Below are 12,295 nucleotides of genomic sequence, written 5' to 3' on the forward strand. Positions count from 1 at the left end.
CCCTTTTTTATTAATTTTTGAACAGTTACAATTTTTTTCTAGCTTTTTTAACTCAAATTGCTATCTTAATTCGGTTAATAGCCAGTGTTTATATGCCATGTCAGTATTTATAAAGTCTTTTTATCATAAATTTTTCCCTGCTCGTCAGCTACTTATTCGTCAAAATGGCGAAGTTAAGCATGTTGTTTTAGCCTCTTGGTTTCAACTTCTTGTAGCGTTGCTTATTTTAGTCACTTTTACTTGGCTGAGTATTTCAAGCTTTCGTGTTTATACACAAACAAATAAAATCTCTGACATAAAACAAAATCAAATAACCGAGCAAACGCTGTGGCAACAAAAAGTCAGTGAGCAACAAGCCCTTCAAGCAACGCAGTTAGAGCAACTTGCAATTCTTGAGCAAAAGCAGGCGCTACTGCAAAGCATGATAGAATCCCTTCCTGCTTCAATTAGCAAAGACGTTATTAAGCTTGATACAGAACTTGATGTACCTATTAATGAAAATGGCAATGAATTTCATGAGCCATTAGTCGATGAAAATCAAAAAGGTAAACAAGCACAGTTAATCGCTCCAATCACATTCGCAACAAGAGTGGCCAACTTAAATAATCAGTATGAGCAAAGCTTTACCTATTTAGATAACCAAATTAGTGAACGTCACCAAGCCATTTTAGCTATGGTTAAAGGCGCAGGAATTGAGTCTGCGCTTGAGCAACACCTAATATTAAGCGCCCAGACAACTGCACAAGGTGGGCCACTTGATATATTTAACGAAACAAAAATTCCGAGCCACTTTTTAGTCATCGTTGATAAGTTATTAATATTAAATAATTTAGAAAACTTTTTAACTGAGCTACCAAACACCCTGCCTTTAGCTAAAGCTAAATACTATATTTCGAGTAATTTTGGCCTTAGAAAAGATCCTATGAATAGTAATCACGCCTTTCATAAAGGAATTGATTTAGCCGGTTGGCATAAAACCGAAATATTCGCCCCAGCAGACGCTGTAGTTCTTCGTGCCGGTCGTAATGGTGGTTATGGTAACTTTATTGAGCTTGAACATAAAAATGGCTTAGTGACTCGATTTGGACACTTAAATAAAATTAAAGTAAAGAAAGGTCAATCAATCACTAAACATGATGTGATCGGCCTAATGGGCAGCACCGGCCGAAGCACAGGCACGCATTTACACTACGAAGTATTACTTAATGGTAAACAAGTCAACCCTCTAAAAATAACAAAGGCGCTTTCTCGTGTTTGGTAGAAAAAAACAAAAAACAGTTAGCTCTAATTTAAAAAGAGTGAATCACACACCGTCTATTATTTCTGAAGACGTACGCCTTACAGGCACTTTAGTTAGCCAAGGTGAAGTACAGCTTGATGGCCGTATTGATGGTGACATAAAAGTGGAGCATTTAGTTATTGGCTCAGCGGGAGTTGTTGAAGGTATTGTTGAAGCTAAAAGCGTTATTGTTAAAGGTAAAGTTATTGGGTCAATTAATGCCAGTGAAGTAAAAGTACAAAGTGGCGCTCATGTTCATGGCGATGTATTTCACGATACATTGAGTATTGATGCAGGCGCAGTAATTGAAGGCAGTTTAAAGCAACGCTTTGAAAAAGAAGAGCCGGAACTAATTTCGAAAGAACTAAAACCCGCAAAAGAAGTTAAAGCATTATTGAAAGAAGATGGCAGCGACTTATCATTTGTAAATAAACAAGCCGCTGATAAAAGCTAAGTCAAATTAGCTTTACGTAAATTAATTTTTCTCAGTAATGTACATAGTAATATCTGCAGTGAAAACAAGCTCATTGCGGGTATTATACAGTTTAACCGGTACTACTAAGTCTTCTTTATCAATCCACTTATGTGGTAAATCAATTTCAGCGACTGCTCGTACATCTGTATCTACTTTAGCCAAATACCTAACTGTCATCCCTTTTGGGATCCAACGATGCGTTTTAACTGGCACTGTTGCATCAACCATTACACCTGCACACAATTCAGCTAAGTTACACTGCGCAATAGCATGAATAGTTCCAATATGATTATGAACGCTTCGGCGGTTTTTAACCACCGCACTACAATGGCCCTCTCTCAAATCGAGTACGTAAGGTTTCATCGAACCAAAATATGGCGCTTTAAAGCAAACAGCTTTAGTAAAAAGCCAATTCCCAAAAGGTAGGCGCTTAAATTTATGCCATGTTTGTACAAGTGCAGATTTATTACTCATTATTATTTTCCATCAACAGTTACTTTTTTAAAATTAACACATCAGACCAGTTTTAAAAAGTGCATTTATGCTGGCTTTTTCGCTTAATCCAATCAAAAAGTAAGAATGACGACCTATGCAGGGGTCATAAGCCCTTTCTTTTTTATGAGTGCCCACCTAAAATACTCGACAAAAGGAGACTCAATGCAAACACAGCCCGCTAAACCTAATATGACTTTGTTACTTATCTTAGCGTTACTCGTTATATTTTGCCCTATGGCAATCGATATTTACTTACCCGCTTTTCCTACTATTGCAGAACAATTTGCAGTTACTGAACAACAAGTACAGCAAACCGTTGCTATTTTTATGCTAACAGTGGGTTTAGGTCAATTAATTGCAGGTCCTTTAGCTGATAAATTTGGCCGAAAGCCAGTGGCTATAGTGGGCATTAGTTTATATGCAAGCTCTGCATTACTCGCATACTACTCGCCTTCTTTTGAGATATTACTAATAGCACGTGCTTTTCAGGGATTTGGAGCGTGTGCCACATTTGTTGTCGCATTTGCGATAGTGCGTGATAAATATGGCAGTGAACGAAGCGGACAAATGATTACCTACCTTAACGGGATTGTGTGCTTTATTCCGGCAATGGCACCTATTTTAGGGGCTTGGCTTACCGTACAGTTTGGCTGGCGTATGAACTTTATGTTTTTAACCGCGTTTGCTATTTTGGGCCTTATTGTTACCCTATTCTTTTTTAGAGAAACTCGTCCTGCTGATAGTCATTATCAGGGGCATATTTTAGATTTACGTCGCTTTACATCGATTATTAAAACACCGGTATTTTTGTTTAATAGCCTAATTTGTATGGTCTCAATGTCAGCCATATTAGTGTATGTAACGCTCGCACCAGGCTGGCTTATTACACATTTAGGCGGCACCGTAGCCGACTTTACTTTTTGGTTTACGTTAAATGCCGTAATAAGTATTGTCGCAAGTTTTATTTTACCTACCTACATTAAACGAAATAGCCAACGTGCTTTGCGTGTCGGTGTGAGTGTACTGGTTTTCTCAGGCATTTTAATGCTAGCCTTGAGTCATATAGAAACAGCATTTGCGCTTATGCTACCTATCTTAATTGCTGCATTAGGGTTTGCTTTAAGTTTAGGCTCTGCTGCAGGAATGTCTCTGTCTAGCTTTCCTAAACAAGCAGGCACAGCCTCTGCATTACTCGGTGCTATGCAAATGAGTGGCGCAAGTATACTTGTTGTTTTAACCCAATATTTAGGGCTAAGCACACCATGGTTGATTGCTTTTCACTTGTTATTACTAGTTCCGCTTTGGCTTATTTTAATGAGTAAAAAAGCACATACTTTACACCCGGCTAAAAGTACTCAATGATCAATCCTGACTTTCTAGTCTCATTTTTATTAGCCAGCTTTTTAATGGCAGTAGCGCCTGGGCCATCAAATGCATTTTTGATGGCGCAAACATTTGCTAATGGTCGAAGTGCTGGTATGCAAAGTGCTTTTGGTTTTGCATTAGGTGGGGTTGTTCATACGCTATTTGCTGTTGTAGGCCTAAGCGCAGTCCTAAAAGCTTCCCCTAGTGCCTATGCAGCAGTGCAATACGCAGGCGCAGCATACTTATGCTATTTAGGGTTTATGATGATTAAAGGCACGCTAAATCAGCCAGAGCCGACATCTGATGACAAGCAAACCGATAAACCGCATATAAGTACCAGTAAAAAAAGTAATGTCATGTTTCAGGCCATGATGACTGAAGTACTAAACCCTAAAGTAGCATTATTCTTTATTGCATTTATTCCGCAATTTGTTGATCCAACGCTTTCATCGGCTACTTTTCAGCTCGCTTTTTTTGGCTTACTTTACCCTCTTTTTGCTTTTCCGATTGACTGCACGTATATTTATTTTGGCGACAAAATTGCACAGTTTTTTAGACGTAACCCAAATAGCCAACTTTGGATTGATAGAATCACCGGCATTATATTTATTGCCCTTGCTATCAATCTATTATTTTAACTAACCAAAACAGTGGTTAACTAATAAAAAGAATCAGCATGGAACAAAAAACACAATCTCTTCCCGCACAAAAAAATATTGCTTTAGTGGCACACGATGGTAAAAAAGCAGCACTAAAATTATGGTGTGAAAAGCACAAAGAAATACTAAGTAAGCACACTTTATATGGCACAGGTACTACGGGGCATTTAATTCAAAAAACTACGGGGCTTGATGTAGTTCAGCTTTTAAGTGGTCCTATGGGCGGCGATCAACAACTTGGCGCTAAAATAGCAGAACATGAGATACATGTTTTAATATTTTTTTGGGACCCATTAGCATCACAGCCTCATGACCCTGATGTTAAAGCACTACTGCGTTTAGCCGCTGTTTGGAATATTCCGGTGGCGTGTAATGAGGTAAGTGCAGATATGTTATTAAGCTCACCGCTTATGGACGTAGAGCTTGAACGTACATTGCCAGATTACGAAAAATACCTCGCAACCCGACAAATAGATCTTTAAACCTCAATTGTAATCTAGATTATTTATAAAGCATGCTGGCCCATTTAGTCAGGCCAGCGGTTACACTACCAAAGTGATCCCCGTTAACCATCTTTATAGCGCCTAAGTGCTCACTTAAAGCCGCTTTAATCAATGGTGACTGTGCACTACCGCCTGTTAAGTAAATAATGTCTGGCGTGGTCGCAGCGTCGCTGATTGCTTGTTTTGCTAAAGTAACTATTTGGCTAATACTACTCTCAACGGCAACAGCTAAATCGCTTACAGATACATTTTTATTCAGCCCACTATCTAAAAAGCTTAAATCACAATCAAACACACTAGCAGACGAAAGTGCTATTTTAGCCGCTTCACCTTGTTGCACTAACTGATGGCCTTGCTTGTTTTGCTGTAAATGTATTAAGCGCTTATAAAGCTCAGGTGCACTTACATCACGTAATTGTGCGTTTAGCTCTCGGGTATGGCTTTCACTATAAAATTGGCTTTGTAAGTTTACATCGTTAATTTTACACGCTTGCCAAAACGCTTGATTAGGCAAAGGTAGACCTGATTTAAACGTACTGCCTAAACCCAATAACGGCATTAAACCATGAAAGCTCAAAGCAATATCTAAATCGTTTCCGCCAACACGTTTACCACTGTGAGATAAAAAATCGCTATCGCGCTGACTATTTCCTCTAAAGCTTGGGCCCATTTGTACAAATGAGCAGTCACTTGTACCACCACCAATATCAATAACGAGTACTTTTTGATCCTGAGTTAAATCACTCTCGTAGTCGATACCCGCAGCAAGTGGCTCATATAAAAACTCTACGTCTTTAAAACCAGCACGTTTAGCAGCACGCTCTAAAATACCGACCGCTTGTTGATTTGATTGCTCACCACCCACAGCTTGAAAGTTTACTGGGCGACCAATTACTGTTTGTGTAAGTGTTTTACCTAAAGAGAGCTCAGCGCGTTGCTTAATTTTTAAGATCATCGCGGTTGCGATATCTTCAAAAAAGTTAATTTGACCTTGCTTTAAACCTGTTGCACCAAAAAATGATTTAGGAGACTTAACAAAATAGCCTTCTTCAGGAAACTGCACGTACTCGCTAATCGCTTCACGACCAATAAATAGGGTTTCATCTGAAGGTTGTAAATCAAGGTCTGACTTAATACGAGGTAAGGTATTTAATAATGCTTGGCGCTGCGTTAAAAAGTCATGCTCATGGACTGTGTCATTTAAATGCTTAGCAACAAAATCAACAACCAACGCGCTGTGATGAGTGTAAAGTGTAGACGGTAAGTAATGTTTTCCTTGCTCTAGCGGTACTAATTGAACATTACCCTCGCTCATTACACCCATAGCACAATTAGAACTACCGTAATCAAAACCTACAAACATACTTCACCACACATTACCAAAAAGGCCGCGCAATTTAGCACACTTTGTAAAATTTATAAATGTTATAAACTATCTCTGACCCGTAAAAAACTGGCAAAACGCGGTAACCCATTTTTTGTTAAGCCATGAAATCGGTACGTTACAGTACTACCAATCTCCGGTGGGATGGAGCGCTGTGCATCATTAAACCCAGTACCAATAGAAAATACCTGCCCCTGCGCTGTTTTTACCCTTAATGCCCCTAACATACCTTGATATTTACCTTTGCCTGGTAAGTGCGCAATTACAACCGCTTCTGCATCTAAATAAGGTTTTAATTTTAGTAATGCATTACTTCTTCCATTGCTGTGCTTCGCGCTGGCCAAATGAAGCATTACTCCCTCGCCGCCCTGCTTAGTTATGTTGTCAAAATACTCTGTAAGTTGCTCATTATTTGTAAAGCTATATTGAACTACAGTACTAATGTGCGGCGAGTTTAGGCTAGTAATAAGCTCATTATAGTTTTTATAGCGAGTGCTAAAAGGCAGATTTTTATCTGGCATATCAAATACTTTATAAGTAATAGTTTGCCAATCATGATTATTAGGTTTTTTAGTTCTGACTATGCCACTAAGCGCAGAAAAGTGCTCACGTTTAGTCCACAGCTCACCATCAAGCCATACATTTGGCAATGGCACTGTAAACCAACTTGGCGCATTGATAATATTACCCTTACGAGTGACAAACTGCGTGCCGGTCCAGATAGCTCTTACGCCATCATATTTTTCACTGACTAAATATTTACTTACATCATAATGCTTCGTTTCGTCATATACTTTAGCCAGTAAAACAGACGGTTGTGCTGCACTTATGCATTTGCATTGCGTAAAAAGTACAATAACAATTAAAAGCAGGTGTTTAATAGTAAACATTGGCGCATCCAAGCACGTAAAAGTTGGCTTAAACTATAGTTGAGATTGCGCCCATTGCCAAAATTCATCTAAGTTGCTCATTTGATAGGTAGCTTGGCTAAAGTCGTGATCTTTAGTATGGCTATTGGCAATGGCTACAACACGTAACAAAGCATTATTAGCAGCTGTTACCCCTGTGTAAGTATCCTCAACAGCAATTGCATTGCCAGGTTGTATATTTATCTGCTCAAGTGCCAGTAAATACGGATCCCCTGCAGGTTTAGGATTAGTTACATCATCTTTTGTAACCACCGTATCAAACAGCTCATAAAACCCTAAGCCTTTCAGTATTGGCATAGCTTCACTTTTAGCACTGCCTGTTACTAGCGCCATTTTTAAGCCACTCGCTTTTACAGCTTTCAATGTTTGCTCTGTAAATGGCATCAGTGGCGGTAAATGTGTTACTACATATTCACCAAATAAACGGTATTTTTCATCTGCTAAAACCTGTGCACTTACCGATAAGTTATGCTCTTGCTTAATTTCAATTGCGGCTTCTAAAGTGGGCCGTCCCGAAAAGCGCTGACAAAAATCATTTTCTAAATAACTAACACCGTAGGGTTTAAGTAATTTACTCCAGCATACAAAGTGCATGCTTTCTGAATCAACTAATGTGCCATCCATATCAAATAATATTGCTTTTAAAGTCATCCTCATTCCTTATTTAACTTGTGCTAAATTTTGACAATAAAAAAGGCGCCTTAAGCACCTTTTATATAAATACAGTTATTGCGTTAAGCCTGCTGGCGGCTCACCCGTTGCTTCCTCACCCGTTTCAACATCAACAAGCTCGTAGCCACGCGTTTTACGTACAACTTTAAGTACTGGTTTATCAAATGCAGTTTTTAAACGCTCAGAGTCATCTTTCAACTCATCTAAGGTTGTTCCAAAAGGGGCTGCGCCAGTTTCTGACCAGTTAGTTACTTTACCATTTAGGTTATATTCTACTTCATGTATTTGATATTGCGCTGCTTCGTCTTTCGTTGCTTCACAAAAAATTACACGGTAATTCCAAAATCCAGCCATCTTTTTATCTCTTTAAATTAATTAACGCTACTTTACCAGCTTTATAAAAACATAAAAGCCTGCACAAGGCAGGCTTTTAAAAATTAATATAATTTAAGGTTATCTCTAGAAGAAGTTAACTTTAAATTCAGCACCAACATAACGCTCTTCGTTAACAATACCTGTATTGTTATTGAAATCTACAGCGCCAATAACTTGTTGCTCGTCAAATAAGTTACGAACAAACGCAGCAACTTCGTATTCGTAATCGCCTTCAGACCATGTGTAACCTGTACGAAGACCTGTTTCAATAAGCTCTTTACCTTCAAACTCTACTGATTCGTAAAGGAACATATTGATTTTACTACGATAAGAAATATCACCGCTTGCGAAGAAGTTACCATCGGCAAGTTCTTTAGTGTAGCGAAGCGTAAAGTTAGAGATCCACTCAGGAGCATGCGGTAAGCTATTACCATCAAGTACAGCAAGACCAGAACCATTAATTGGGTCAGTTACAGTACATTGAGCACAAACAGCGACAGCTAAATCGTTATCTTTAATTTCTGTTTTATTGTAGCTTAAGTTAAACGTTGCATTAAACTCATCGCTTAATACCCACTGCGAGTCTAATTCAAAACCATAGCCAGTCGTTTTATCAGCATTAACTAAACGGTTAAAGTTAGCACCACCGCCTACAGCAGTAAGCTGTTGGTCGTCCATCGTGTAGTAAAATACAGTTGCATTTACACGGCCTTGGCCGTCTAGCACGTCTGATTTAATACCTGTCTCGTACGATGTTACCGTTTCTGACTCAGCTGTTGTAACGTCATCACCAAATAAAATACGACCTTGTAAACTAGGTGCGCGGAAGCTGTTTGCTACACGGCCGTACCAGTTAACATCATCGTTTACTTTATAGTTTGCAGATAAATCCCAGCTAACATGGTCGTCACTAACATCACGTTCTACAAGTAATGCACCGCCACCAATTGGGCTAAGTGTACGATCAGCTACAAAATCTTTATCATCATCAGAATAACGAAGGCCCGCTGTTACTTTTAAATCATCTGAAAAAGTATAATCTACAGAACCAAATACAGCCCATGCAGTTGTGTCTTGTTGTTGGCGAACATAACCATTTAAAGCACCAGCATTAGGTGTTGAGAATGTATCGTAGCTGAAGTTTTCAATCGTTAGCTCTTCATCAAAGTAAAATACACCTACTTGATAATTTAAGTCACCATCAAAGTTACTAGATAAACGTAGCTCTTGCGTCAACTGGTCGTGATCTGGAATGCCATCAGCACTTTCTGAAGAGAAAGGGATAAAACCGGGTCCCATGAAATCTGGAATATAAGAAGCACCATAACCGCCGTCGATGTCAGCGCGAGAATAAATTTCAGCACTTTCCCATGCAGAAATAGAAGTGATTGTGTGGTTTTTAAGTTCCCACTCAAGCTTTAAGCTTGCACCTTCCGATTCTACTTGTTGAGTAGAGCGAGATGCCGCATCTTGATAAACAACATCATTTTCGTAGTTATCTACTAGCTCATTAGTACCCGCTTTAATTACATTTGCACGAAAGGCAATTGGTGAGCCATCTAAGTCACGTGTGTGATAGTTTAATAAAGCAGTAAAATCATCGCCTTCATATAAAAACTGAACGCGTGCCGCTTTTTCAGTGTAACCACCTTGCTCATCTTTAGCTTCAAAGCCTGGAGCTTGGTTATCAATGTAATCGTCTTTGTCTTGCCATAATAATGAAACACGAGCAGATAAACGGTCAGTTAAAGCACCACCTACAGCACCACTTGTATCTACAGCACCACGGCTACCGTATGAAACAGAGCCATATCCATCAAATTCTTGGCTTGGTTTAACAGTATCAAACTTAACAAGGCCAGCTGGCGTGTTACGGCCAAATAGCGTTCCTTGAGGACCACGTAATACTTCTACGCGTTCAACATCAAATACTGGGAAACCTTTTAAAATTGCATTTTCTTGAACTACTTCATCAACAACAAGTGATACTGGTTGTGATGCATTCAAATCGAAATCGGTATTACCTAAACCACGAACGTAAAAGCGTGGGAATGAACGACCAAATGAAGACTCAATAGATAAACTTGGAATTTTCGCATTTAAAAAGCGAATATCCATACCTGCAGAGCTATATGCATCAAGGTTATCACCTTGTAATGCAGATACTGCTACAGGTACTTCTTGTGCATTTTCTACGCGTTTACGGGCGGTAACTTGAATAACTTCTAGTTGATTGCTTTTTTTAGCCGTTTCTTCTTCAGCGGCGAATGCTGAAATAGATGTGCCAGCAGCAGATAGTAGTGCAGCGTTAATAATTGTCGCTATTGCAGATTTCTTTAATGATTTCATGTCGGGTATTAACCTTTAGTATGCACTCTTGTTCAACGGTTTTTTGTGTTGCGCAATGTATTCATTGCGGGCTCGTACAATTTTTCGCGACTTGCTATATGGCGCGCGGACCTCATCACCGAGAGTACAAAACGGAGTAACAAGGCTGAACGAACGATTAAGATTATACCATTGTGTAATAATTTTACTGCATAAATATGAACATAAATGGAAACTTTTTTGCAACATTTAACTACAAGATTACGTGTTTTTATCAATATTTAGATGCAAAAACCTAATAATGAGGACATATGTCCTTTATTGAAGATCGCGAAGTAAAGTAGGAAAAATGGATTGCTTTACATATTAACCCAAAATAGAAACGTTGTGGTTACTCATAAAAAAGTCACCCGCAAGCGACTTTTTTTATTAGAACTACGACCTTTTAAAAGCAATTTCACCATCTATATGAATATCGCGCTGTGGAAACGCAATCACTACATCATGCTCTTCAAATACAGCATAAATACTAAAACGAATATCACTGCGCACTTTTCTGAGCATGGTTTCAGACTCGGCGCATACCCAAAAAATAGCATTAAATACAAGCGAGCTATCTGCAAAGTCATCAAATAACACTGATGACTTTGGATTAACCAATATTGCATCATGATCATCAAGCACTTGCTGGATAAGCTTTTTAACCAGTATAACGTCTGAACCATACGCAACGCCGACACTGACCGATGAGCGTGCATTGCCATCTATCAGCGTCCAGTTTGTTACTGTATTTTCGAGCAATTGAGAATTAGGTATAAGCATATGTACGCCGTCATTTCGGCGAATACGTGTAGAACGCGTATTAATAGTTTCAACTACGCCCTTTGCGTTACCTACCTCTAAAAAGTCACCAATGCGAATTGGACGTTCCCACATCAATATCCAACCGCTGATAAAGTTATTAATAATGTTTTGTGCACCAAAACCTACACCAATAGCAATCGCACCGGATACAAAAGCAAATGCCGTAAGCGGGATACTGAGCACTTCAAGCGATGTAAAAATTAAAATTGCGATACTTAAAATAAAGTAAATGCGAGTAAACAAATGCACTGCATCTTGGCTTATTTTTTTAGCGAGTAATGTTTTTTTAATAAGCTTGCCAATGCGTGTGACTACAAACCACATAGCAAACAATATAAGTGGCACTTGAATTACTTTTGCTACCGTAATATTCACATCGTTATAAGTGAATATTACAAAGGCTAAGTATTGATTAATTTGTTCGAGGGTCATAAGTGTTCCCAATATCTTTTTTGATTGTTATTTGTTCACTAAAAATAAGTGTGGTTCAGTTTTCGCTAAGCTTAGCACGTCATAATATAACTAAAACGCCAAGTTAATAAGTTCAATATGAATTTTATAAACAATTTATTAACTCTTTATTGCACCGAGTGCTATATAAATAGTGTACAAGCACTGGAGATCACATATGACACAACTTACTCTAAATCAAAGACTCGCTACTTTGCAGCCGCTGGTAGATTTAAAATTGTTTGAAAGCAGCCTCGATTACCGAAATAAAGTTTTGTGCTTGCTGGCCGAACAAGAGCAAACTCTAGCAACTATTAATAAAGAGTTTGGGCAGCAATCTAATAGCTTTGGCTCAGAGAAAAAATTTGTTTTAGGTTATAACTAACCCCCTCTCAAGCACACAATCGTATAATTAAGTAGCTTTAACGTTTGATTTTAGAGCTACTTTTACCCACCTTAATACTAATTATTAGCTAATTTGCGTTCAAATCCCCCTTAATACCGATAAACTTTATTG

At 38.6% G+C, this 12,295-nt stretch carries 13 protein-coding genes; 6 read left to right on the forward strand and 7 right to left on the reverse strand.

The window, feature by feature from the left end; translation table 11 throughout:
• Positions 1 to 97 precede the first annotated feature (97 nt).
• Both H5092_RS10950 and H5092_RS10955 read left to right on the forward strand, forming a co-directional pair.
• Entirely contained in the window at positions 98 to 1,261 is a 1,164-nt protein-coding gene (locus H5092_RS10950) for a M23 family metallopeptidase (RefSeq protein ID WP_182733488.1), read from the forward strand.
• The gene (locus H5092_RS10955; protein ID WP_002958196.1) at positions 1,251 to 1,733 is read left to right on the forward strand and encodes a polymer-forming cytoskeletal protein; all 483 of its coding nucleotides are present in this window, start codon (positions 1,251 to 1,253) and stop codon (positions 1,731 to 1,733) included. The genes H5092_RS10950 and H5092_RS10955 overlap by 11 nt, the downstream gene beginning before the upstream one ends.
• A 21-nt stretch (positions 1,734 to 1,754) precedes the next feature.
• Here the strand turns inward: H5092_RS10955 and H5092_RS10960 are convergent, their stop codons facing one another.
• Positions 1,755 to 2,228, reverse strand: a complete 474-nt coding sequence (locus H5092_RS10960) for a hotdog fold domain-containing protein (protein ID WP_024595671.1) — start codon at positions 2,226 to 2,228, stop codon at positions 1,755 to 1,757.
• Positions 2,229 to 2,411: 183 nt separating this feature from the next.
• On the opposite strand from H5092_RS10960, the gene H5092_RS10965 reads away from it, so the two are divergent.
• The 3 genes from H5092_RS10965 to H5092_RS10975 are packed head-to-tail and all read left to right on the forward strand — an operon-like array spanning position 2,412 to position 4,755.
• Positions 2,412 to 3,611 carry a multidrug effflux MFS transporter gene (locus H5092_RS10965; RefSeq protein ID WP_182733489.1) on the forward strand — a complete coding sequence of 400 codons (1,200 nt, stop codon included), beginning with the start codon at positions 2,412 to 2,414 and terminating at the stop codon, positions 3,609 to 3,611.
• Positions 3,608 to 4,252, forward strand: coding sequence for a LysE family translocator (locus H5092_RS10970; RefSeq protein ID WP_182733490.1), 645 nt, complete (start codon positions 3,608 to 3,610; stop codon positions 4,250 to 4,252). Before H5092_RS10965 ends, H5092_RS10970 begins: the two co-directional genes overlap by 4 nt.
• Before the next feature lie 38 nt (positions 4,253 to 4,290).
• Entirely contained in the window at positions 4,291 to 4,755 is a 465-nt protein-coding gene (locus H5092_RS10975; protein ID WP_002958191.1) for a methylglyoxal synthase, read from the forward strand.
• Between the two features lie 19 nt (positions 4,756 to 4,774).
• On the opposite strand, the gene yegD is transcribed toward H5092_RS10975, so the two are convergent.
• The 6 genes from yegD to H5092_RS11005 form a co-directional block, all read right to left on the reverse strand.
• A complete protein-coding gene (yegD, locus tag H5092_RS10980; RefSeq protein ID WP_182733491.1) occupies positions 4,775 to 6,139 on the reverse strand; it encodes a molecular chaperone in 1,365 nt (454 codons plus the stop codon).
• A gap of 62 nt (positions 6,140 to 6,201) precedes the next feature.
• Positions 6,202 to 7,050: a DNA ligase gene (locus tag H5092_RS10985; protein ID WP_182733492.1), complete on the reverse strand. Its 849-nt coding sequence runs from the start codon at positions 7,048 to 7,050 to the stop codon at positions 6,202 to 6,204.
• Positions 7,051 to 7,083: 33 nt separating this feature from the next.
• Positions 7,084 to 7,740 carry an HAD family phosphatase gene (locus H5092_RS10990; RefSeq protein ID WP_182733493.1) on the reverse strand — a complete coding sequence of 219 codons (657 nt, stop codon included), beginning with the start codon at positions 7,738 to 7,740 and terminating at the stop codon, positions 7,084 to 7,086.
• A gap of 75 nt (positions 7,741 to 7,815) precedes the next feature.
• Positions 7,816 to 8,115, reverse strand: a complete 300-nt coding sequence (locus tag H5092_RS10995) for a hypothetical protein (RefSeq protein ID WP_002958185.1) — start codon at positions 8,113 to 8,115, stop codon at positions 7,816 to 7,818.
• A 105-nt stretch (positions 8,116 to 8,220) separates the two neighbouring features.
• Complete coding sequence (locus tag H5092_RS11000; RefSeq protein WP_182724978.1) at positions 8,221 to 10,485, reverse strand: TonB-dependent receptor; 2,265 nt, start codon at positions 10,483 to 10,485, stop codon at positions 8,221 to 8,223.
• A 414-nt stretch (positions 10,486 to 10,899) separates the two neighbouring features.
• A complete protein-coding gene (locus H5092_RS11005) occupies positions 10,900 to 11,760 on the reverse strand; it encodes a mechanosensitive ion channel family protein (protein ID WP_002958183.1) in 861 nt (286 codons plus the stop codon).
• A 196-nt stretch (positions 11,761 to 11,956) separates the two neighbouring features.
• Between H5092_RS11005 and H5092_RS11010 the strand changes: the two genes are divergently transcribed.
• On the forward strand, positions 11,957 to 12,163 hold the full coding sequence (locus H5092_RS11010) for a hypothetical protein (protein ID WP_182733494.1): 207 nt from the start codon (positions 11,957 to 11,959) through the stop codon (positions 12,161 to 12,163).
• Positions 12,164 to 12,295 lie beyond the last annotated feature (132 nt).

Source organism: Pseudoalteromonas sp. SR41-7 (assembly GCF_014163935.1).
GTDB lineage: Bacteria > Pseudomonadota > Gammaproteobacteria > Enterobacterales > Alteromonadaceae > Pseudoalteromonas > Pseudoalteromonas distincta.

What these genes read in the sequence shown, in the direction of transcription:
- H5092_RS11000 (WP_182724978.1), bottom strand. Translation starts at nt 10,485, where the DNA reads ATGAAATCATTAAAGAAATCTGCAATAGCGACAATTATTAACGCTGCA.
- H5092_RS10965 (WP_182733489.1), top strand. Translation starts at nt 2,412, where the DNA reads ATGCAAACACAGCCCGCTAAACCTAATATGACTTTGTTACTTATCTTA.
- H5092_RS10990 (WP_182733493.1), bottom strand. Translation starts at nt 7,740, where the DNA reads ATGACTTTAAAAGCAATATTATTTGATATGGATGGCACATTAGTTGAT.
- H5092_RS10950 (WP_182733488.1), top strand. Translation starts at nt 98, where the DNA reads ATGTCAGTATTTATAAAGTCTTTTTATCATAAATTTTTCCCTGCTCGT.
- H5092_RS10960 (WP_024595671.1), bottom strand. Translation starts at nt 2,228, where the DNA reads ATGAGTAATAAATCTGCACTTGTACAAACATGGCATAAATTTAAGCGC.
- H5092_RS10970 (WP_182733490.1), top strand. Translation starts at nt 3,608, where the DNA reads ATGATCAATCCTGACTTTCTAGTCTCATTTTTATTAGCCAGCTTTTTA.
- H5092_RS11005 (WP_002958183.1), bottom strand. Translation starts at nt 11,760, where the DNA reads ATGACCCTCGAACAAATTAATCAATACTTAGCCTTTGTAATATTCACT.
- H5092_RS10995 (WP_002958185.1), bottom strand. Translation starts at nt 8,115, where the DNA reads ATGGCTGGATTTTGGAATTACCGTGTAATTTTTTGTGAAGCAACGAAA.
- H5092_RS10985 (WP_182733492.1), bottom strand. Translation starts at nt 7,050, where the DNA reads ATGTTTACTATTAAACACCTGCTTTTAATTGTTATTGTACTTTTTACG.
- yegD (WP_182733491.1), bottom strand. Translation starts at nt 6,139, where the DNA reads ATGTTTGTAGGTTTTGATTACGGTAGTTCTAATTGTGCTATGGGTGTA.
- H5092_RS11010 (WP_182733494.1), top strand. Translation starts at nt 11,957, where the DNA reads ATGACACAACTTACTCTAAATCAAAGACTCGCTACTTTGCAGCCGCTG.
- H5092_RS10975 (WP_002958191.1), top strand. Translation starts at nt 4,291, where the DNA reads ATGGAACAAAAAACACAATCTCTTCCCGCACAAAAAAATATTGCTTTA.